Annotated in this window: 22 protein-coding genes; 15 read left to right on the forward strand and 7 right to left on the reverse strand. The window is 36.4% G+C overall.

All coding sequences use genetic code 11. The annotated features are described in order from the left end of the window. Positions 1–4: 4 nt before the first annotated feature. The 5 genes from EMTOL_RS13955 to EMTOL_RS13975 all read right to left on the reverse strand — a co-directional run bounded on the left by EMTOL_RS13955 (position 5) and on the right by EMTOL_RS13975 (position 5,635). Positions 5–940: a DUF1338 domain-containing protein gene (locus EMTOL_RS13955; protein ID WP_015029953.1), complete on the reverse strand. Its 936-nt coding sequence runs from the start codon at positions 938–940 to the stop codon at positions 5–7. A 6-nt stretch (positions 941–946) separates the two neighbouring features. After that, entirely contained in the window at positions 947–2,002 is a 1,056-nt protein-coding gene (locus tag EMTOL_RS13960) for a saccharopine dehydrogenase C-terminal domain-containing protein (RefSeq protein WP_015029954.1), read from the reverse strand. 456 nt (positions 2,003–2,458) lie between these two features. Then, complete coding sequence (gene nspC, locus EMTOL_RS13965; protein ID WP_015029955.1) at positions 2,459–3,595, reverse strand: carboxynorspermidine decarboxylase; 1,137 nt, start codon at positions 3,593–3,595, stop codon at positions 2,459–2,461. Between the two features lie 225 nt (positions 3,596–3,820). Then, on the reverse strand, positions 3,821–4,663 hold the full coding sequence (locus EMTOL_RS13970) for an energy transducer TonB (RefSeq protein WP_015029956.1): 843 nt from the start codon (positions 4,661–4,663) through the stop codon (positions 3,821–3,823). A gap of 195 nt (positions 4,664–4,858) precedes the next feature. Beyond that, a complete protein-coding gene (locus tag EMTOL_RS13975; RefSeq protein WP_015029957.1) occupies positions 4,859–5,635 on the reverse strand; it encodes a hypothetical protein in 777 nt (258 codons plus the stop codon). A 199-nt stretch (positions 5,636–5,834) separates the two neighbouring features. Here EMTOL_RS13975 and EMTOL_RS13980 point away from each other — a divergent pair, with 199 nt between their 5' ends. The 15 genes from EMTOL_RS13980 (at position 5,835) to EMTOL_RS14050 (ending at position 19,560) form a co-directional block, all read left to right on the forward strand. After that, positions 5,835–6,485: a Crp/Fnr family transcriptional regulator gene (locus EMTOL_RS13980; protein ID WP_015029958.1), complete on the forward strand. Its 651-nt coding sequence runs from the start codon at positions 5,835–5,837 to the stop codon at positions 6,483–6,485. Positions 6,486–6,629: 144 nt separating this feature from the next. Beyond that, the gene (locus tag EMTOL_RS13985; RefSeq protein ID WP_015029959.1) at positions 6,630–7,436 is read left to right on the forward strand and encodes a sulfite exporter TauE/SafE family protein; all 807 of its coding nucleotides are present in this window, start codon (positions 6,630–6,632) and stop codon (positions 7,434–7,436) included. A 35-nt stretch (positions 7,437–7,471) separates the two neighbouring features. Then, entirely contained in the window at positions 7,472–8,887 is a 1,416-nt protein-coding gene (locus tag EMTOL_RS13990) for an MBL fold metallo-hydrolase (protein ID WP_015029960.1), read from the forward strand. A gap of 319 nt (positions 8,888–9,206) precedes the next feature. Next, positions 9,207–9,527 (forward strand): rhodanese-like domain-containing protein, encoded by a 321-nt coding sequence (locus EMTOL_RS13995; RefSeq protein WP_015029961.1) that lies wholly within the window; start codon positions 9,207–9,209, stop codon positions 9,525–9,527. A 15-nt stretch (positions 9,528–9,542) separates the two neighbouring features. Then, the gene (locus EMTOL_RS14000) at positions 9,543–9,779 is read left to right on the forward strand and encodes a hypothetical protein (protein WP_015029962.1); all 237 of its coding nucleotides are present in this window, start codon (positions 9,543–9,545) and stop codon (positions 9,777–9,779) included. 10 nt (positions 9,780–9,789) lie between these two features. Further along, positions 9,790–10,107, forward strand: coding sequence for a thioredoxin (gene trxA / locus EMTOL_RS14005; protein ID WP_015029963.1), 318 nt, complete (start codon positions 9,790–9,792; stop codon positions 10,105–10,107). Continuing rightward, entirely contained in the window at positions 10,107–10,706 is a 600-nt protein-coding gene (locus tag EMTOL_RS14010) for a class I SAM-dependent methyltransferase (RefSeq protein WP_015029964.1), read from the forward strand. Before trxA ends, EMTOL_RS14010 begins: the two co-directional genes overlap by 1 nt. 520 nt (positions 10,707–11,226) lie before the next feature. Continuing rightward, on the forward strand, positions 11,227–12,291 hold the full coding sequence (locus tag EMTOL_RS14015; RefSeq protein WP_015029965.1) for a c-type cytochrome: 1,065 nt from the start codon (positions 11,227–11,229) through the stop codon (positions 12,289–12,291). Between the two features lie 23 nt (positions 12,292–12,314). Continuing rightward, positions 12,315–12,737, forward strand: a complete 423-nt coding sequence (locus EMTOL_RS14020; protein WP_015029966.1) for a DsrE family protein — start codon at positions 12,315–12,317, stop codon at positions 12,735–12,737. A gap of 13 nt (positions 12,738–12,750) precedes the next feature. Then, positions 12,751–14,427, forward strand: coding sequence for a bifunctional metallophosphatase/5'-nucleotidase (locus EMTOL_RS14025; protein ID WP_015029967.1), 1,677 nt, complete (start codon positions 12,751–12,753; stop codon positions 14,425–14,427). 211 nt (positions 14,428–14,638) lie between these two features. Continuing rightward, a complete protein-coding gene (locus EMTOL_RS14030; RefSeq protein WP_015029968.1) occupies positions 14,639–16,042 on the forward strand; it encodes an OprD family outer membrane porin in 1,404 nt (467 codons plus the stop codon). A gap of 8 nt (positions 16,043–16,050) precedes the next feature. Further along, positions 16,051–16,626, forward strand: coding sequence for a YeeE/YedE family protein (locus EMTOL_RS14035; RefSeq protein ID WP_015029969.1), 576 nt, complete (start codon positions 16,051–16,053; stop codon positions 16,624–16,626). 21 nt (positions 16,627–16,647) lie between these two features. Further along, entirely contained in the window at positions 16,648–17,142 is a 495-nt protein-coding gene (locus EMTOL_RS14040; protein ID WP_015029970.1) for a DUF6691 family protein, read from the forward strand. Positions 17,143–17,623: 481 nt separating this feature from the next. Further along, complete coding sequence (locus EMTOL_RS14045) at positions 17,624–18,211, forward strand: Crp/Fnr family transcriptional regulator (protein ID WP_015029971.1); 588 nt, start codon at positions 17,624–17,626, stop codon at positions 18,209–18,211. A 131-nt stretch (positions 18,212–18,342) separates the two neighbouring features. Then, on the forward strand, positions 18,343–19,560 hold the full coding sequence (locus tag EMTOL_RS14050; protein ID WP_015029972.1) for an MFS transporter: 1,218 nt from the start codon (positions 18,343–18,345) through the stop codon (positions 19,558–19,560). 71 nt (positions 19,561–19,631) lie between these two features. Here the strand turns inward: EMTOL_RS14050 and EMTOL_RS14055 are convergent, their stop codons facing one another. Together EMTOL_RS14055 and EMTOL_RS14060 are read right to left on the reverse strand one after the other, a co-directional pair. Then, complete coding sequence (locus tag EMTOL_RS14055; protein WP_015029973.1) at positions 19,632–20,843, reverse strand: saccharopine dehydrogenase family protein; 1,212 nt, start codon at positions 20,841–20,843, stop codon at positions 19,632–19,634. A gap of 505 nt (positions 20,844–21,348) precedes the next feature. Then, positions 21,349–22,536 (reverse strand): phosphoglycerate kinase, encoded by a 1,188-nt coding sequence (locus tag EMTOL_RS14060; RefSeq protein WP_015029974.1) that lies wholly within the window; start codon positions 22,534–22,536, stop codon positions 21,349–21,351. Positions 22,537–22,739: the final 203 nt, after the last annotated feature.

Here is a 22,739-nt window from a genome sequence, read left to right on the forward strand (position 1 = left end):
GGATTTACATTTCCATTTCAGCCTTCATAGTTTGGCTGGTGAAAGTACTTTCAAAAATCTTATCTGCATTACCAGTTTCGAAACCATCTCGTCGGTGGATTCTTTCGATTTTATTAAGTGGAATGTTGGCAAATTGAGGTAAAATCTTTCTTTCTGCAAATTCTACATAACTTCCCGAAATCTGGTGCGTGCTTCCATCGGCAAACTCAGCTTCAATCATTTCAGCAACAGTCGAACTTTGAAGAAGTCCTCCATCTGGACTAATTTTTATTTTACCGCCAGCATCATTCAGCTTTACCCCAATCTTCTCTAAGAAATCATTAAATTGCTGTATCGTATTGTAGCCATCTTTAAGGTTATGTACGCTAATAGTGTAGTGGTTGAGGTAATAACGATTGAAAATTACCCAAGCAGCGTACTCACTTTCTTTGAGTAAAGTTTCATAATCGTTCCAAGAGGGAGTTCTCCAAAGTGGACGATGTAAAAACTCATCAATAGCCGCCCCATCATTCAAATCTAAAGCATCTACTGGGTCTGATTTTACTTCGTCAGTATAACTTTTGATGATTTTTTGAGCCGTTTCAGACAAATCATCTACCCTAAGTTCACTAACGAAAATTCTTGGGAAAGCGGAACTCCGCCCGTTAGTTTCTGGCGGAGAAAACCAAAAAGCGTTGAGTTTTTTGCCTTCAAAATTGAAAAAATCACGTTTTTCGTAACCTAAGTGTAAAAAAATCTTTTCAAATGATTGGATGCCTAATTGCGGAACACCCATCGTGCGAAAAGCTACGTGGTCATTTTCAATTTCAGAAACTTCATCAATGATTCCTTCTGCTATCATGGCGTTTGATACCTTTCTCACGTCGGGTACTCGCTCACTGTATCTCCGCATTAAACCATCAAGTACGTATGCTAAAGTCTGTGTTTTACTATTTTCCATAAATCTTTAATCTTTAAAGTACGAACCGTTTTGGGTTTCAAGATAAGAACCAAAATCAATATCTTCTTGTTTCAAGAAACCCTGTTGAGGAAGTTTTCCATCAGCAACCATTTCTACAACCGCAGCTACCGAAGCGGCCGTAGTCCAGGAGATGGCACGCCAATGTTTACCATCAATTTCAATAGGATGGTACGCTCTATAAAACTCTTCACGGGCTAATTCTTCGCCTTTCCAACCTTCAACTACAGCATAAACATAAACCACATCTTCTTGGACTGGAGGTTTCGCTTCTGTTAGAATCTGCTCAACTAGCTGGCGTTTATCTTTCAAAATTAACTCATACAAAAGAAATTTCATCAGTTTTGCATGGCCCGGGTAGCGAATTGTTTTGTAATTAAGCGTATCTACCTTTCCTGCATAAGTTTCACACATAGTTCCGAGTCCACCAGATGTTGAAAATGCTTCAAATTCTTGTCCTTCAATTTGAATATGTTCAATTCCATCCAGTGAAGGAACCATTTTCACTACGCCATTATGAATCACCTCGGCATCGTTGATGTACTCATTGATTACACCTGCCGGCGACCATGTGAATGAGTAGCCCATGAGTCCGTTTGGATAACGTGGTAAAGCACCTACACGAAGCTCAATATCACGGAGTTTGGTAAAACGTTTAGCCAAATCTGCTCCTACAATTCCGATTAAACCAGGGGCTAGTCCACATTGTGGGGCCATAATGGCTTTTGAACTGGTTGCCATTTCTCTGATGGCGGCAGTTGTAGGTACATCCTCGGTCAGGTCGAAGTAATGAATTCCTAATTTATGAGCTGTCTTGGCTATAGGTAGGTTGAGATTGTAAGGCATGGCTGAAACTACGGCATCAAAATCTTTGAGTGTAGTTTCAAGAAAATTGACGTCGTTTACATCTCCGAGTAAGACATCAAAGGGCAATGAGGTAGTAGGTTGGCGTAGGTCCATACCCTTAACGGCAAAGCGTTTTGCGAGTAATGTACCAACCAACGAACCTACCTTGCCCATTCCAATGACAAGTATGTTTTTCATTGTTTGGATAAGAAAGAATTAAATGTAATTTGTTGATGATGAAATGTATTGCGACAACAGCTCAAACAAATGATTTGAATGAATCATGCAGTTTTACGCATAACGTAAACCCATGATGCATAAAATCAATGAAACAATAGATGTTTGTCGGGAAAAAGTATGAAAAGACAACCTAACAAAAGTCAGGAACAAATGAGCAAGCACTACGAAGATAGGCGAGGCGTGCTAGATGATATTTTAGGTCTTTAAACAATGGTAGAATTATTTTTGTGCAAATGTAAACAAGGAAAAATGATTTGCAAGAAAAGGTGGGATAAATTTTATAAACTCTATTGCCTTCGACTACGCTCAAGCAACGTTTTTTATTTTTTAATAAATAAAATAATTGAATTTAAGTTTTAACTGGTGCCTGAGCGAAGCCGAAGGCACCAGTTAAAACGAAGCCGAAGGCAGCAGTTAGATTCTATCTTTATATGTTTCAAAGCCAAAGCTTTTCAACAACTGAAACTCATCATTTTCTTTCCAAATACCAATAGATGGTAATCCAACGCCATTGAAGGTAGTCGTTTTAACCATCGTGTAATGTATCATGTCATCAAAGACTACACTGTCGCCAATTTGTAGAGGCTTTTCGAATGAATAATCTCCTTTAAAATCACCAGCTAAACAAGTCATTCCACCCATACGGTACGTTGGTTTTCCTTCTACTGGGTCGGTTGCTCCCCAAATACGTGGCTTATAGGGCATTTCGAGGGTATCGGGCATGTGTGCCGCAAACGAAACATCAAGAATCGCTACATCCACACCTTGAGCATCCACAATATCTAAAACTGTAGAAGTTAAATAACCTGTTTGCCAACCAATTGCAGAACCCGGTTCAAGAATTACTTCGATATTATATGTATTTCTAAGGCGTTTGATGATTGAAATGAGGTGCTCATGATTATAACCTTCACGCGTCATTAAGTGGCCACCGCCGAGGTTTAACCATTTTACTTGATGAAGTAAATCGCCAAACTTTTCTTCGATGTGCACAAGCGTACGTTCGAGTGTGTAAGAATCGTTTTCACAAAGTGTATGTGAGTGTAAGCCCTCAATTCCTTCTGGAAGTTCTTTTCCTAGTAAATCACGTGTAATACCTAATCTCGACCCAACAATACAAGGGTTATACATATCGGTTTCAACTTCCGCATATTGTGGATTTATTCTAATTCCACACGAAATTTTAGGCTCAAAGCCTTGAACTTTATCTTTAAATTGATTCCACTGATTCAAGGAATTGAAAGTTATATGACTGCTATACTGCATGATTTCATCGAATTCATGTGGTTTATAGGCAGGGGCGTAAGTATGCGATAAACAACCCATTTCTTCAACGATTAGTCTTGCTTCATTGAGTGAACTGGCAGTTGCTCCTGATAAATACTGTTTCACCATCGGGAAAGTGGCATACATTGAAAACCCTTTTAAGGCAACAATAATATGAGCACCCGATTCATTCTGGACACGATTTAATAATTCAAGATTTCGGCGTAAAAGTCGTTCTTCAAGAACATAACACGGCGAAGGAATTTTAGAAATATCTATAGACATTTTTTAATGCAAAATGGATAATTTAAAATGATAAATACTTTAAAACGTATTTTTGTTTTACAAAATTACTCATTAAATATCAATCAATAACAAAAAAATAGCCCGAACAAGGTTGAGCGGGCTATTGTTGTGGAATAATTTAGTAACATTGGGAAAGGTAGAGACATAACATACCCTGTCTCTATGAGAATAAAATATTATTTATGAAATTATTTATACAAATATCTAATCATCAAGTTTGAAAAAGACAGGAATGGTGAATTTAACTCTTACGTTTCTTCCATTTTGCTTTCCTGCAATCCATTTTGGCATGAGTTTTACCACACGGATGGCTTCTTCATCACAACCAAATCCAATACCTTTCATGGTCTCAATGTCGGTAATACTACCATCTTTTTCAACAATAAAACTCAAAAATACTTTGCCTTGAATATTTGCACGTTGAGCCGCAGATGGGTACTTCAGATTTTTACTCAAAAACTTATACATTTCACTGTTTCCACCTATAAATGAAGGCTGAACCTCAACCGTAAGAAATGCAGTATTATCTTCTTCTGGAAGCTCAATAATTGCTTTTTCGGTAGTTTTTATTTCAGTTGGAGGAGCCGCCGCAATTTCATCTGTTTCTACGCCATCTTGTGTTTTATTACTAATAATGGCATTTTCCATTGAATTATAGTCAGGAGGAGGTATTTCATTATCAGTTTCTTCAACAACTTCTGGTACTAAAAAGGCAATACTTTTTACTTGCTCAACTGGCTTTGGTGGTTCTTCTTCCTTCGGTTTTTCTAGTGCTGGTAATGGTTCATCTGGAAGTCTTTGAGCATTCAGGTCGACTGTTACTATATCCTCTGTTTTGTCTTTTTGGCGGGCAAAAATAAAGTTTGTAAGCAACATTAACCCGAAACAACCAACGCCAATAAATAATGCACGATTAAGGTTTTGGGAGTAATTCGTACGAATCTCGTAGGCTCCATAATCTTTGTTTCGTTGTTCAAAAACTATATCATCAAGTGTGCTAGGTACGAGGGTAGCAATAGAGGCTTCCCCATGAGTGTGAGATTTCATGATTTTGAAAGTTTAAGTTGAACATTTGTAGTTTTACTGGACTACATTGCAATGTTAAGCAATATTTTTGAACTGTGCAAGGAAAGGTAAATAAATATTTAGACAAGTGTTTAAATATTTATTTGTTGTAATAAAAAAGGGCACAATTGCTATAATAATTAACGAATTGAGCCCTTTTAATGGAAGTAAGTATGTCTATAAACTATCATAAAAAGCCAATACCTTGGCTATGTCAATATCGTTTTTGAATGAAAGGTTTTCTTTCTTGATATATTCTTCAACTTGTGCCTTTTTGTCTTCCAAGGCATCAATTACGGAACCTTTTTTTAATCTTACTTTTACTAAAGAATTATCAGCTTTACGAATAAAGTATTGAGAGTTGTCAATGTATGAATCATAGCGGCGGTCGGAACTATATCCACCCTGATAATTAGCTTTCAGAACATTCTTACTTACATATTTGAGTAAAGATGATTTGTTTTTATAAAGTACCATTAAAAAGCAGACTGGTACAGTTCCTCCGTCGGCTTTTAAATTTTCAACCTTTACAAAAGGATAATTAATGCTTTTGGCTGCATCATTGATGGTAAAAGCGGTAATCTGATTAGGGAAAATAATGATAGAATCGCCTTGCGGACGCTTCATCATAAGCTCTTTGGTATGAGTATTATACTTGAGTAAATGTGTTTTCGTGCCTGTACTTCCATTTATGAATAAAAGCGTTCCAGTGAGCCATTCGTCAATAAAATAGGGGGTTCCTTGCATTCCTTCATAACGAAGATCATAAGTTCTGACTACGCCAGTTCCACCGCCCATTTCTTCATTTTTTTGCAAAGAATTATATATCATGGCCGATTGAATTGAAACATCGGGTTGATTATTATTGGTATTTGATTGCTTTTTTTCTTCGGTTTTATTTTGGGCTAATACCTTTGAAGAAAGGAGAATAATAAAGAAAATTACTTTTTTCATCAGTTTAGGTTTGTTTTCTAGGTAAAGATAATTACAAAAAAATATAATACATTTAGGTCTTAAACGAATGTAGTTGTATTCCAAGTTTTAAACGCAATATTGATTCATTTGTTTTGTTGCTTTCATACTTACACAAATAATGAACAATTGAAACTTACTAAAATAAAACGGAGTTGTTTAAGCCAAAGCACTTTAATAAATGTTTGTAACAACCATGACTTTAGACTTAAAATTCTTGCGAGAAAAATTCGGGACAATGTTTGAGGTGGGCCTCTTACAGGAAATTATAGAATATGGTAATTATATGAAGGTTGAAGAAGGATACATACTGATGCGTCCTGGAGGATTTATTCGTTCGGTACCGATTTTGTTGAGTGGTTCAGTAAAAATAGTAAGAGCCGATGCAGATGGTAAGGAAGCATTATTGTATTATTTAGGTGAAAAAGATTCATGTGCCATGTCGCTGACCTGTTGTTTAAATAGCCGTCAAAGTGAAATTAGTGCCATCGCCGATTCTCCAACTGAATTTATTTCTTTACCAGTACAGAAAATAGAAGAATGGATGTCGAAATATTCTTCTTGGAAAGAATTTGTGTTTATGACCTACCAAAGAAGATTCGATGATTTGCTCACGGCCATAGACCAAATTGCTTTCATGAAATTAGATGAGCGATTGATAAATTTATTGAAAAAGAAATCGGCCCAATGTAATTGTAATACATTTAACGTAACGCACGAAGAATTGGCCAATGAATTATCAACCTCAAGAGAGGTAATCTCAAGATTATTGAAACAACTCGAACGCCTTGATAAAGTCAAATTATCCAGAAATAAAGTTGAGTTGGTATAATTTATCGAAATGATGCTACAAATCATATCTTTTTTCTAAAACATAGTCCAGAATCATATTTTTTCTGGGCTATGTAACAATTATCACGGAATACCCCTTCACTAAAAAATACTTTTGTAGTGTAAATAACAAAATCACTACAAAATGAACTCTACAGAAATATTTGGTTTTTCGGCATCAATCCTAATCGGTGTTAGCTTAGGTCTTATAGGCGGCGGCGGGAGTATTCTCACATTGCCCGTATTAGTGTATCTGCTTCATATAAGTCCAGTTACCTCAACCGCTTATTCTTTGTTTGTCGTTGGGACTACATCGTTGGTTGGGTCGACGAGTTTTATGCGTAAATCGCTTGTAAATTATCGTGCGGCTGTTGTGTTTGCCATTCCTTCATTTACAACTGTTTTTTTAACTCGCAAATATTTAGTACCTGCCATTCCCGACCCAATTATTAGTTTTTCGGGTGTTGAAGTATCAAAAAATGTAGGTATTATGGTGTTTTTTGCTCTGATTATGTTAGCGGCATCTTATTCAATGATTAAAAGCAAAAAGGAAGAAAGTGCGAATGAAACGGGAGAACTGAAATTCAATTATCTAATGATTGCCCTTGAGGGTGGTGTTGTTGGAATTCTAACAGGAATCGTTGGAGCAGGTGGTGGATTTTTGATTATTCCTGCTTTGGTTTTATTTGCTCGTTTGCCCATGAAAATGGCGGTTGGAACTTCATTATTAATCATTGCTGCTAAATCTCTCATTGGCTTTGTTGGTGATTTATCGAATATGGAAGTAGATTGGAAATTTCTTATCTCATTTACTGCCCTTTCGGTTGTCGGCATCTTTTTAGGCTCGTATTTATCGAAATTCGTTCCGGGCGAAAAACTTAAAAAATCATTCGGTTGGTTTGTGCTCGTCATGGGTATTTATATCATATCAAAAGAAATCTTTTTCAAATAATAAATCTTCGAATCAAAATTAAACTATAAGAAATCATGTTTTTTCAACACGTATATGACAAATCATTGGCTCAAGCGAGCTACTTTATTGGCTGCCAAAAAGCTGGTGTTGCCCTTGTAATCGACCCGAAAAGAGATATTGATACCTATCTCGAAATTGCCAAGCAAAATAATATGAAAATTACCCACGTGACAGAAACGCACATTCATGCTGATTTTCTTTCTGGGGCAAGAGAATTGGCTGCGGTTACGGGTGCTCAACTCTACTTATCAGATGAAGGTGGTGAAGGATGGGAATATGAGTTTGAACACGTTGGGCTAAAAGATGGCAGTATTTTTTATGTTGGAAACTTAAAACTAGAAGTTTTACATACACCGGGGCATACGCCAGAAAGTATTAGCTTCTTACTTACTGACCAACCTGCAAGCCCAGAGCCAGTGATGTTGTTTACAGGCGATTTTGTTTTTGTAGGAGATGTTGGTCGCCCTGATTTATTAGAAAAAGCCGCAGGTGTGGCGGGTACAAAAGAAGCAGGTGCTTTAGAAATGTATAAATCAATTCAGCGTTTCAATGCCTTACCCGATTTCTTGCAAGTTTGGCCAGGACACGGAGCTGGTTCGGCATGTGGAAAAGCATTAGGTGCAGTGCCAAGTTCGACAGTTGGATATGAGAAAATCAGAAACTGGGCATTCCAGTATGAAGATAATAAAGATGGATTTGTACAGTACCTACTAGCTGACCAACCTGAACCACCAAAGTATTTTGCCATGATGAAGCACTTGAATAAAGTTGCTCGTCCGCTACTGACAGAAGTACCACAACAGAAAAAGTTAAGTGCAGAAGAAGTAAAGGATGCAATGGCAAAAGGTGTAAAACTCATAGATACACGTAATAAGATTGATTTTGCTGCTGGCTACGTACCTGGTAGTATCAATATTCAAGGAAACAATTCTTTTGCTACTTGGATGGGTTGGTTTGTGAACTACGAAGAGCAATTTATGTTGGTAGCTTCGGAGTCCCAAATTGAAGACCTTACCCGTAAATTAATGCGTATAGGTTTAGATAACGTTTTGGGGTATATTACAGATGTTGGCAATTTAGGGCTTGAACTTCAAAAAAGTGATGTCATCGGAATGGATGAGTTTAAGACCTATTTAGACCGTGAAGATACCCAAATAATTGATTTGAGAGGTGTTGCCGAATACAATACAGGCCACATACAAGGTGCAGAAAATGTATTTATTGGTACAATTCTACAAAATCTTGATAAAATAAGTAAAGACAAACAAATTGTTATTCATTGTCAAGGTGGAGATAGAGCCGCAATCGGTCATTCAGTGCTTGAAAGAGCGGGCTTTAAAAATATCAAAAATTATTCTGCAGGTATGAATGAATGGGTGAATAAAGGTAATCCAGTAGGAACTTCAGTTGCTGAAGCCATAGCTCAGTAAATTGTTTGAGGTTGTGGTGCGGAACTTCAGATGCTTAGTTCCGCAACTTCATTCGTGGAGTTTCCACGTTTAATTAGTGTAAAAATAATTATTGCTTTAGCAAAACTTTGAATTTCAAATTTGTAAAGCAGTATTTTAGAGGTTTAGAGAATGTAAAAACACGAATTGATGATTCGTGTTTTTTATGATTGAGGTAATGAAAGCATAGATTGAAAAAAGTGAAAATATTTTCGGTATGTAACATTTGTCACTTTTTAGGCTTCTCAAATCGTCGATATTTGTTGTATAAATATTAAAAATACAATAAACGCACATGAACATGTTTGAATTTTTGAAACCTAAAAAAACGTATGAAAATGTATCTGCAACAGATTTTAGAAAGTTGATTTCTGAAAATCCAGATGCGATAATTCTTGATGTACGTACTCCTGCTGAATTTAGTCAAGGAGCGATTAAAGGGGCAGTAAATATGGATATTATGGAGGCTGATTTTGGTACTAAAGTAGCGAAACTCGATAAATCAAAAACATATTTAGTTTACTGTAGAAGTGGAAATAGAAGCGGAAGTGCTTGCAGTTCAATGCGTACTGAAGGCTTTGATAAAGTTTATAATCTTGCAGGTGGTTTAATGAACTACTAAAATCTGATACAAACCATGAAAAATTTAATAGTTGATTGGGATTTTCTAAGGTTACTCCGACTAGGTATAGGTTTATGGCTTGGTTTTCTGGCAATCGCTGAAAGTCAGTTGATTGTGGGAGTAATGGCAGCTTTATTTTTGCTCCAAGCCATTTTTAATATTGGTTGTGCAGGCGGTGCTTGCAATACGCCATGGATTCGTGCAAATCATAAGCATTTAATTAAAGAAGAAGTTTTTGAAGAAATTAAATAATAAGTCCAACATGAATACGACAGAAAAAAAAGAAAGTTTTGCAGATATCATTGGTGGTGATACACCAGTTTTAGTCGATTTTTTTGCTGAATGGTGCGGGCCATGTAAAATGATGTCTCCAATTTTACAAGACTTTGCTGCCGAAATGGGCAACCGAGTGAGAGTTCTCAAAGTAGATGTGGATAGAAATCCTGCACTTGCACAAAACTTCAGAATACAGGGCGTTCCGACTTTAATGCTTTTCAAAAATGGCGAAGCTAAATGGCGTCAATCAGGAGTATTACAGAAAAAACAATTAGAACAAATAATTAATCAATTTGCTGGCTGATGAAAGAATTTTGGGATGCTCGATATAACGAAGAAACTTTTGCTTATGGAATAAACCCCAATGAGTTTTTTAAGGAAAATATAGATAAACTCCCAGTTGGAAATATTCTCCTTCCTGCAGAAGGTGAAGGTCGAAATGCCGTTTATGCCGCCCGAAAAGGTTGGCAGGTAACGGCATTTGATTTTAGTGTTTCAGCAAAGATAAAGGCCATGAAATTGGCAGAAGAGCATGGTGTAAGTATTGATTTTAAAGTACTTGATGCCGCTAATTTCCAACCCGAGGCAAATATAAAATATGATGTGGTGGGACTTTTTTATGCCCATATTCCAGCGGAATTACGTTTGGAATTTCACCAAAAAATAGTTCAAATAGTTAAAAATTCGGGTTATGTTATATTCGAAGCATTCCATAAAAACCAATTAAATTATCTCTCGGGGGGGCCAAAAGATGCTAAAATGTTATTTTCTAAAGAAGAATTAGAACAAGAGTTTGCGGGTTTAAAATTTCTTTCAATTGAAGATAAAGTAATCAACTTAGATGAAGGTTTATACCATCAAGGCCAAGGATATGTACTCCGAATGATTGCTACTAAGGCCTAATGTAATTTTATTGTTTTTTAAACTTAAATCGTCCCGAATTTAGAAAGAAATTTCACTCCTCATCAGTTAAAACTGCCGGCAATGAATCAAATTTTATTATCATTCAAATAAATTCTTCATCGCATAATTATTTTTATTAGCTTTTAGTATAACCGTTTTCCTTTGGTGAAATGAACAAGTAGTTATTTGTCATTTTTTTGTTGAATGTATTCTACATGTTTGTCAATTTCTTTTTATTTTACAGATTACTTATTTTTAGAGCTAATTTTGGAATTACCCTATGTATTTGGTGTCACAATATCTTTGGCCTAAACTTTTCCTCAATAATCATCTATTAATCAAATAAGGCTTGCCCATTTCCGTATTTAATAAATCTGAAACAAGTTTGACAAAATGATCATATTCAAATCTACCCTTTAAAAGAAAAATCCAATTTTATCAATAATATGTAACATTTGTTACACATATAGCCAATTGAACTAAATAACTTTGCTAGAACCGTAAAACACTTCGTATTAAAATGTCTAAAATCGAACCTGAGAAAGTCACCGCAAGGCTTACTAAAATTTTGTATTTGTTGAGTATCTTGATGCCACTGGCTCTTATTTTTATTCTGAGCATTGTTTACATTCAACTTTTTGGTTTTCCAGCCACTAAAACGAAAGAGGCCGAGGCTTCTCAAAAAGAGTTTGTAAAAATTGATAGTAATTTTGTTCAACTCTGGACGGCCCCATCGGAATGGCGTATGTCAAAACTCGACCCCGAGGAGCAAAAACTCATCAAGTATGGGAAAGAGCTCATTGCTCACACTGCTGATTATCTTGGCCCTAAAGGAAGCGTAAAACCTATTTCAAATGGTATGAATTGTCAAAATTGTCATTTGAATGCTGGTACACAGCCTTGGGGAAATAATTACTTTGCTGTTCAGGCCAATTATCCTAAATTCAGAGAGCGTTCAGGAACAGTTGAAAATCAAATCAAACGTGTAAATGATTGTTTTGAAAGGAGTCTCAACGGTAAGGCTCTTGATTCTACAAGTCGAGAGATGCGTGCAATTTTAGCTTATATCAAGTGGATAGGTTCTGATGTGCCTAAAAAGATAACCCCAAAAGGAGCGGGTATTTTCAAACTTAAAGGTCTAAAAAGAGCAACAGACCCAGAAAAAGGTCGTATCGTTTACGAGCAAAAATGCCAAAGTTGCCATCAAGCAAATGGTGAAGGTATTTTAGCCGAAAATGGCAAAAATTATACCTATCCACCACTTTGGGGGCAACACAGCTATAACAACGGAGCAGGTTTATACAGAATTTCGAATTTTGCGGGCTATGTCAAATATAATATGCCTCTTGGTACAACCTACGAACGCCCACAACTGAGCGATGAAGAGGCTTGGGATGTTGCAGCTTTTGTAAATACGATGCCTCGACCTACCAAAGACCTTAGTAAAGATTGGCCAAGTATTGCAGGAAAACCTTTCGACCATCCTTTTGGCCCCTATACCGACCCTTTCTCGGAGCAACAACACAAATATGGCCCATATAAGCCTATTAAAGAGTGGAAAGAAGCTCACAAATCAAAAAAATAATCAAACCCCTAATTTATTTTACAATGAAAATTTTTAAGTTCTTCGCACTTGTACTATTGGTTTCTTTGGCATCACAGTCTTATGCACAGAAAAAAACAAAAGAACACCGCATCGTTTTTCATCTTTCAACGCCTGATACATTGGCTTATCGTGCACTAACTAAACAACTTACCAATGTATTGGCTGTATGGCCTACCGCAAAAATAGAAGTAGTAGTGCATAACAAAGGCTTGGGTATGGTTTTGAAAGGGAAAAGTCAATTTGAGCCAGAAATTCAAAGCTTAGTTAATCAAGGTATTTCGTTTGCTGTTTGTGAAAACTCACTAAAACAACAAAAACTTACCAAAGAACAAATCTTTTCGCAAGCATCGTTTGTACCATCGGGTTTAGTCGAAATTGTTGAAAAACAAGAGGCGGGTTGGTCATATATCAAAGCAGGATTCTAAAACACTTAATCTTATGCAATCAAGAAGAAAATTTTTGCAATCGGGGCTTCTAGCTACTGCGGCGGCTGGAACTCCCAATGCTTTGATAGCTCACTCAAACGAAGAAAGTTTTACGAACAATATTGAAGGTTCATCAAAAAATGGCACGATAACTATTTTACAAACAACCGATGTGCACTGTCAGTTACATGCTCATGATGAACTTTTTTGGGAAAATAACCAACTTACATTCCGAAAAGCAGGTGGATACGCCCATTTGGCTACTGCTCTCGATGTGATGAAAAAGGAGAATCCTGAAAATACCATTACACTCGATACTGGCGATATGTTTCAAGGCAGTATGCTTTCGGTAAAAACGAATGGGCAAGCATTTGTCCCCTTACTAAATGCTTTGAATTATGACCTTTATTTACCCGGAAATTGGGAAGTGGTTTATTATAAGAAAAATATGCAAAAACTCTTGGGCGGTTTATTAGGTCCAAAAGTTTGTGCAAATATGTATCATGATTTGGGAGATGGTAAGCGGGGAGATTTGATTTTTCAACCTTACCAAATTATGCATCGAATGGGGGTGAAGATTGGTTTTTTAGGCTATACTGACCCACTAGTACCTTTAAGACAATCTCCGCTTTATAGTAAAGGAATTATCTATACCAAACCAGAAGAAAACCTTAAACAATATGTAGATATTCTGAAAGAACAAGAGCAATGTGATTTTATAATTATTCTTTCGCATCTTGGACTTTCGCAGCAAATTGCCTTGGGAAATCACCCTGATTGCCGCGGAGTTGACTATATTTTTGGAGCTGACACGCACGAACGCGTACGTAAACCCATTCAGGCAGAATATACCAAAATTGTAGAGCCGGGTGCTTTTGGCTCTTTTATTGGTCGTTTAGATTTAAAAGTTGAAAATGGGAAAATTACGGGTGAAAAATATCAGTTAATAGAAGTTAGCCCACAAAAATACCCTGCAAAGAAGGAAATTGTTGAGATTATCGACCAAATAGAAAAACCTTTTAAAGAGGAAATGAACAAAGTATTAGGTTATAGTACATTGCCACTTTACCGAAATTTTGTGGTTGAAAATACCATCGACACAATGATTGTTGATGCTTTGAAGTGGAAAGTAAACGCTGATGTTGTTTTATCTAACGGCTTCCGTTTTTGTCCGCCACGAACTGCTGGCAAAGAGGGTAAAGTGGCAATTACTGAAAGTTATTTACATGATATGTTGCCCGTAGATTCGCCAATTCGAACGGCAAAAGCTACAGGGCAACAGATTGCTGATTGGCTGGAAAAAGAACTTCAAAATGTATTTGCACAAGATGCTTCGAAACGTTTTGGTGGTTGGTTAATTCGCTTCAAAGGAATGCAGGTAGAATTTAAAGCCTTTGAAAGAGTTGGGCATCGTGTACAAAAAGTAACGATTGCAGGTGAACCACTTGATTTGACTAAAACTTATGTTTTATGTGCTTGCGAACGTGACGGAGACCCCGAAGATATGATTTGTCGAATGAGAGGAGTGAAAGAAGGGACTAATACTTCATTTACTTTACATTCGATTATGAAAGAGTATCTTCAGAAATTCTCACCGATAACGCCAACACTTCGGCATGATGCTAAAATTTTAGATGCCCCACAGGAGTTGCTAAGCCAAGTTTCTGGTGTTGATTATCAATTTGCCTAATTACTATCCTAAATCAAATATATTTAGCTGCATTAGATAGGTCATTCTCCTATATAATGCGGCTTTTTTGTTGTTTATTGAGTCTAAAAACCTTTCTTCAATGCCTACAAATAATTAATTCATAAAAAATTTGATACTTCTTCACCAATGTAACATTTGTCACGGATTAGCCTTCATTCAAGCGGTAGCTTTGTATCATAAAGTTTAAATTATGAGGAAAGTCAGACTATATGCAGTGTTATTGTCATTGTTTTTATTCGATTCTGTAACAAATGCTCAGGGTATTCATACACATCATGAAACAGAAAAAGATACAAATACTTTAAGTCATTTTTTTGAGAGAGGCCGATTTTATGGGCATGCACGTTCATATTTTTCTTCCACCACAAACAAAGGAAATTTAAGTGATTATTACGCTTGGGGCATGGGGGCTGGTATTGGCTATGAAACCCCTAAGTTTTTGAAATATTTTCAAGTGGGTTTAAGTGGCTTTTTTATGTTTAACCTAAAATCTTCTGACTTACAAAAAGCAGACCCCACAACTAATCAAGTGAATAGATATGAAGTAGGTTTATTTGATATCGAACGCCCAAATGACCATAAAGATTTAGACCGCCTTGAAGAACTTTTCGTGAAACTTCATCTCTCAAAGAAAACAAAAATTACCGTTGGTAGGCAAATACCTGAAACTCCCATGATAAATCCACAAGATGGACGAATGCGGCCAACTTTGATAGAAGCAGCGGTTTTAGATGTGAATGAAGCGAAAAATCTGAATCTGCATGCAGAGTATATTTGGCGTTTTTCGCCACGCTCAACTGTTAGGTGGTTTGACGTTGGAGAAAGTATTGGGGTTTATCCAGTAGGTGTAGGAATTGATGGAAAGCCATCGCAATACAAAAATAATATTGAATCGGGTGGGGTGGGTGTTTTAGGAATAACCTATAAAAAGAATCAATGGAATCTTCAAGTATGGGATACCTACATTGATAATGTTCTGAATACTGCTATGCTGAAAACAGAATGGAAGTCGAGTACATCTGCCGGGAAAAACTGGTTTTTAGGTGGACAGTTTTTTTACCAAAATGCGGTCGGAAATGGTGGAAATGATAACCCAACAAAAGCTTATATAGCTGCCGAGAGTGCCTCAAAGATTTATTCTGCTCGTATTGGTCAACAAGCTAATAAATTCGATTGGTTTCTGAATGGTACCCGAATTACTGCCCAAGGTCGATATTTATTCCCGAGAGAGTGGGGGCGTGAGCCCTTCTATACCTTCATGCCTCGTGAACGTAATGAGGGATTTGGTGATGTAAAAACCGTAACGATAAATACATTTTTCAAACCTCAAAAGAACATTAAAATCGAGCTTAGTGGAGGCTATTTTCAGTTACCAGATGTGAAAAATTATACGCTAAATAAATATGGAATGCCTTCTTATTCACAAGTAAATTTAGGAATTACCTACCAATTCGAGCATTTTTTGAAGGGTTTAAATGCACTTCTTTTGGTCGTTCGTAAAGATGAAGTTGGTCAAACTTACCAAAATGACCGATACATTATTAACAAAGTAAATATGACGCACTTAAATTTTATAATCAATTATCACTACTAATACAAAACATGAATCAGATTTTTGAATTTATTCTCCAACCTTGGCCGTGGTATGTGGCTGGCCCTTTGATTGGTCTAACGGTTCCGACCTTATTATTGATTGGCAATAAATCTTTCGGTATTTCCTCATCTCTTCGTCACGTTTGTGCGGCTTGTATTCCAGCCAATATTCCATTCTTTAAGTATGATTGGAAAAAAGAAATCTGGAATTTAGTATTTGTTGCTGGGGTATTTTTGGGTGGATTGATTGCCACGCATTTCCTCGAAAATCCAAATGATTTTGTACTTTCAGAAGCCACGATTGCTGATTTAAAAGCCCTTGGAATCAAGGATTTTTCTGGACTGATGCCTGCCGATTTGTTTTCGATTGAAACGCTTTTTTCAGTAAAAGGACTGCTGTTTTTTGTTTTTGGTGGATTTTTAGTTGGTTTCGGTACTCGCTATGCGGGGGGCTGTACTTCTGGCCATGCCATCATGGGGCTTTCTAATTTACAATTACCTTCTTTGTTAGCTACTTGTTGTTTCATGGTAGGAGGTTTTACGATGACGCACCTGATTATGCCCTATATTTTTAAATTATTTTAATACTTCGAAAAACTAAAAGAAATGAAAGATTTTCAAAACGCACAAGTTATTGCAGAACCGTTTGTTTGTGAAGCTCCCAATGATATGAAAAAGGCTGAATCGTGGAGCGATAATATTAAATATTTAATTGTGGGAATTATGTTTGGAATCGTATTCGTAAAAGCAGAAATTATTTCTTGGTTTAGAATTCAAGAGATGTTTCGGTTGCAGAGTTTCCACATGTATGGCGTAATTGGAAGTGCGGTGATTGTAGGCATGATTTCAGTATTTTTAATTAAAAAATTCAATATCAAGACCATTGCTGGTGAAACAGTAGAATTTCACCCAAAGAAGTTTCAAAAAGGACAAATCTATGGTGGTTTGATTTTTGGATTAGGTTGGGCAATCACTGGAGCGTGCCCAGGTCCATTATTTGCCCAAATCGGTAGTGGATTTGTAGTTGTATTAGTCACTCTTTTGAGTGCTGTTGCAGGTACTTGGGCATACGGATATTTCAAAGATAGATTACCTAACTAAGTATTTTCTGAGAAGAAATAATCCCAAAATAGAGTCACCCCGACTTTTGTAAGAAATTCTCATTAGGGAACTCCATCTATTTAAACGGATAAGTATTTTGGCATAAACAAATTTGACTTTACTCTAAACTTATAGTTTAACTAAAGTCAAATTTGTTTTTATAATGGATTCCGTCAGTTAAAACTAACGGCAATAAAAGATGCTTTTTCTTAATTAATTTTACAAAATTGAAATGAAATATATTTTATATTTCATTTAGGCTGAATGCATAAAATAATATCCTGCGATTTGGTTAAAAGATGTGCCATTAGGCACTAAATATCGGTAGAAAGGAATTTCGTGTGCCGTAGGTACGAAACAGTCAAAAGGATTGCATATTATTACTACATTCTAACGAGAGCCAATAGCTAATTTTAAGCCCTTAAAGGGGCAAGTTTAACCCAAAATGATGTGCGTTTAACATGAATTTCATTAGCCTTTCATGAATATTGATTATATTGGCTATATGAAAGAACTCTTCGACTACTTCGATAAATTTTTAAAACTATCTGCCGAAACTCAGAATATTTTGGCAGGTGTTTGTAGCACCGTTTTTCTTAAAAAAAATGAGCTATTGCAGCCCATCGGGCATACCTGTAAGACAATCTACTTCGTGCAATCGGGCATTGCTAGGATATTTTATTACAAAGATGGTGTTGATATTACCGAAAGCTTTGCTTTTGCAGGAAATATCATTGTGCGGGTTGAAAGCCTTTTTACCGGAAAACCTTCTAAAAAAGCAATTCAAGTATTAGAAGATTCTGAAATCATTGCCATTAATGCAACCAAACTCTTTAAGCTCTACGATGAATATCCATCAATCGAACGCCTTTTTCGATTGATTTTTGAAAATGGTTATGTAGAAACTGTTAATCGAATTGAAAGTATTCAATTTCATACGGCAGAAGAACGCTATTTAAGTCTTTTAAAACAAACTAATATTGTTCAGAAAATTCCCCTCAAACACATTGCTTCTTATTTAGGCATCACGCAAGTATCATTAAGCCGAATTCGTGCTTCAATTAAATGATTATTTAACATTTGTTAAAGGAAAAGTTATCGCACTCCATGAACTTTGTTGAGTCAAGTAAACTCAAATTTTAGAGGTTAGACTATGTAAAATGATATAATTATCGTTTACAAATCGCCTCTCTTTTATTCATGGAAAAGGTAAAGTTAGGTATGAAGGAAAACTGGCAACAGTTTACTTTATTGGTTATTATCAATGCATTTGTTGGTGGAATGATAGGGCTTGAGCGTTCGATTTTTCCACTTTTAGCTGAAAAAGAATTTAGCGTAGCTTCCCAAACGGCTGTTTTATCGTTTATTGTTGCTTTTGGTTTGACTAAGGCGGTTTGTAATTATTTTACTGGCCGATTAGCCAATAGAATTGGTCGAAAAAACTTGCTTGTTATTGGCTGGGTTTTCGCATTGCCCATTCCTTATATACTCATTTATGCCGATGCTTGGGCGTGGATTGTGCTTGCAAATATACTATTAGGAATCAATCAAGGGCTAACTTGGAGCATGGCGGTAGTCATGAAGATTGACCTTGTGGGGCCACAAAAACGAGGCTTAGCCGTTGGTATTAATGAGTTCGCTGGGTATTTATCAGTCGGTTTGGTTGCTTTCCTAACTGGGTATATTGCTCAAACTTATGGTGTCAGACCTTATCCATTTTATATGGGTATTGTTTTTTCTTTATTGGGGTTATTTCTTTCAGCTCTTTTTGTAAAAGATACACATTTACACGTGAGTAGTGAAAGTATTAAGAGCCAAATACCAGCTTTAAATAATGTTTTTTTAGATACATCTTTTCTGAATAAATCTCTTAGTGGAATCACACAGGCTGGTTTAGTAAATAATCTTAATGATGGAATGGTTTGGGGACTTCTACCAGTTGTTTTAAGCATCAAGCATTTCACCATTACTGAAATTGGCATCTTATCGGCGGTTTACCCAACTACTTGGGGAATTAGCCAACTTTTTACTGGAAAGCTTTCAGATATTTATTCAAAGAAAAAACTACTATTTATTGGGATGTTAGTTCAAGCAATAGCGATTATTGCACTCTTAAAGGCAGAAACTTTTACGCATTTTTCATTAATTGGGCTGAGTTTAGGTTTAGGAACGGCACTCGTGTATCCGACATTTATTAATGCCATTGCCGATTTTACTTCACCCAAACAAAGGGCAGAAAGTTTAGGCGTTTTTAGATTTTGGCGTGATGCTGGCTATGCAATAGGTGCGTTATTTACAGGAATAATCGCTGATATTTTAGGGCTTGATTACTCAATATTTTTAATTGGATTTATCACGCTATTATCGGCTATCATAGTTTGGATGAGAGTAGAAGATAAAACATTAGATGTATCATGATAATTAAAAAGCCCTACCATTATTCATTATTGGTAGGGCTTTAGTTTATCAATTAGATAAAATGTATCGAATTAATATTCGTGGGGTAACTCAATATTTACTTGCTCATTCCAAGGTAAACCATGAATATTAAGTTGCTCCATGAATGGGTCTGGATTAAGCTCTTCACAGTTCCAAACACCAGCTTTTTGCCAATCAGCATTTGTAAGCATCAACATCGCTCCAATCATCGCAGGTACGCCCGTTGTGTATGAAACCGCTTGTGCTTTTACTTCTTTATAACATTCAGCGTGGTCGCAGTTATTCCAAACGTAATAAGTTTTCTCTTCACCATCTTTGATTCCTTTAATTTGGCAACCAATAGAAGTTTGTCCTGTATAATTTTCGCCCAAAGTATCAGGAGCAGGTAATACCGCTTTCAAAAACTCAAGTGGAACAATATCCATACCATTGAATTTCACAGGGTCGATGCGAGTCATACCTACATTTTGAAGTACTTCAAGGTGCGTAAGGTAAGCTTGACCGAATGTCATCCAGAATCTTGCACGTTTCAATGTTGGGAAATTCTTTACCAATGATTCTAGTTCTTCATGGTATAAAACATAAGATTCTTTTGGCCCAATATTTGGATAATCAATTGGCTTATGAATCGACATTGGTGGAATTTCTACCCACTCGCCATTTTCCCAGTAACGTCCGTTTTGAGTAATTTCACGGATATTAATTTCAGGATTAAAGTTAGTAGCAAATGCTTTACCATGATTTCCTGCGTTACAGTCGATAATATCGAGGTAATGCATTTCATCAAATTGGTGTTTATTGGCATAAGCACAGTAAACTTGCGTTACGCCTGGGTCAAATCCACAACCCAAAAGTGCCATCAAACCTTTCTCTTTGAAACGGTCTTGATAAGCCCATTGCCAGCTATATTCAAATTTTGCTACGTCTTTTGGCTCGTAATTAGCAGTATCGAGGTAGTGTACGCCAGTTTCCAAACACGCATCCATAATAGTTAAGTCTTGGTATGGCAATGCCACATTGATAACCATTTTGGGTTGGAAACTATTGATTAATGCTACTAATTCGGGTACGTTATCGGCATCTACTTGTGCCGTTTGGATTTTTACACCGTGCATTTCCTCAATGTCAGCGGCAATTTTATCGCATTTTGATTTTGTACGACTTGCCAACATGATTTCGGTAAATACTTGGGAGTTCATCGCACATTTATGAGCGACAACGCTGCCGACTCCACCGGCACCAATGATAATAACTTTCGACATTCTTTATTGATAAGTGAATGATTGAGTGATAGAATGAGAGTATTAGATAGTTTCTAATTCATTCATCAAAATAAACTACAAAGATACGACTTGAAACAGTAATGAGCGTATAAAACGTTAAGGTTTTTTGCAGGAAGGGGTTACCGTTTAATAAATTTAACTTGAGAGAGAAATTTTTTTTTCCTAAATTCGTTAATAGTATAAAATGGATAAAGTAGATTTTATACTTGTTACTTTTGCTGATACTTACGTCCAAATATAAATTCCATATAAACTATATTTTGAATCGCCATGCAAAGAACAGCAAAATCAGCATCACAAATGAAGTACGCTGAATTATTATTAATCAGCGGATTGACGCTCGCGGTAGCTATCGGCCTGTATTTTACCAATGTGAGACTTTGGTAATAGTAATCGTTTTATTTCCTTTTCTAATTTAACTATAAAAGCAAAAATCCCCGTCAGAAAACGGGGATTTTTTTATTATCATTCAAGTAGCTAAATCTTAAGCAAGGGCGGCTACACCCGGAAGTGTTTTTCCTTCCATGTATTCGAGTAATGCACCACCACCCGTTGAAACATAAGAAACACGGTCGCCGAAGCCAGCATTATTAATAGCAGAAGCAGAATCTCCACCACCAATTAACGAAAACGCTGCATTTTCTTCAGTGGCTTTAACTACTGCCTCAGCAATGGCATTCGTACCATTTGCAAAGTTCGGGAATTCAAATACACCCATCGGGCCATTCCAAAGAATAGTTTTTGATTTCAGTAAAGTTTCAGTAAAGATTTTTACTGTCTCTGGGCCGATATCTAAACCTTCCCAACCATCAGGAATTTGGCCAGTAGCTACCGTGATACGATTTGCATCATTTGAGAATCCATCAGCACAAACATTATCTACAGGCATGATAAGGTTTACACCTCTTTCTTTTGCCTTCTCAATTAATTGAAGAGCTAATTCTTGCTTATCGGCTTCTAAAAGCGATTTGCCAATAGCACCACCTTGAGCTTTTGTAAAAGTATAAGTCATACCACCACCAATGATGAGGTTATCAACTTTATCCAACAAACGTTCAATTAATAAGATTTTGTCAGAGATTTTTGCACCACCCATAATAGCCGTAAACGGACGCTCAGCGTGATTTAAGATTTTCTCTGCATTTTCTACTTCGGCTTGCATTACATACCCACAAACACGGTCTTCAAAGAATTGGCCGATAATAGCCGTTGAAGCGTGTGCACGGTGTGCAGTACCGAAAGCATCATTTACCCAAACATTACCTAATTTCGATAATTTCTCGGCAAATTCTACATTTCCTTTTTCTTCTTCTTTATAAAAACGAAGGTTCTCTAATAATAAAACCTCGCCTGGTTGTAGGCTTCCAGCTTGTTCTGCAGCTGATTCGCCAATGCAATCATCAGCAAATTTTACTTGTAAGCCCAAAATAACAGAAAGTGGGTTTACTAAGTGTTTTAATGAATATTTTTCGGTCGGACCATCTTTCGGACGCCCTAGGTGCGACATTAAGATACAAGAACCACCATCTTTCAAGATTTTCTTGATAGTTGGAATCGTTGCAGTGATACGCGTGTCATCAGTGATTTCGTACTTTTCATTAAGAGGTACGTTGAAATCAACTCGAATTAGGGCTTTTTTGCCCGAAAAATCATAAGTGTCTAAGGTTTTCATTCAATAATGAATAATTAAGTGAATGGGTGCTTGAGCAAATGAGTAAATTTACTCATTTTTTGCGGCTCAAACGTAATAAGAGGCTTTTTGAGAATCTTTTACAAATATAAATTTTCTTTTTACTTTATTCGTGAAATTCTACTACGATTCTTTAGTTATTTAGTGAAAAAACATGAAAAAATCATATTTTTTCTTTGCTAAAT

This window comes from Emticicia oligotrophica DSM 17448 (assembly GCF_000263195.1).
GTDB lineage: Bacteria > Bacteroidota > Bacteroidia > Cytophagales > Spirosomataceae > Emticicia > Emticicia oligotrophica.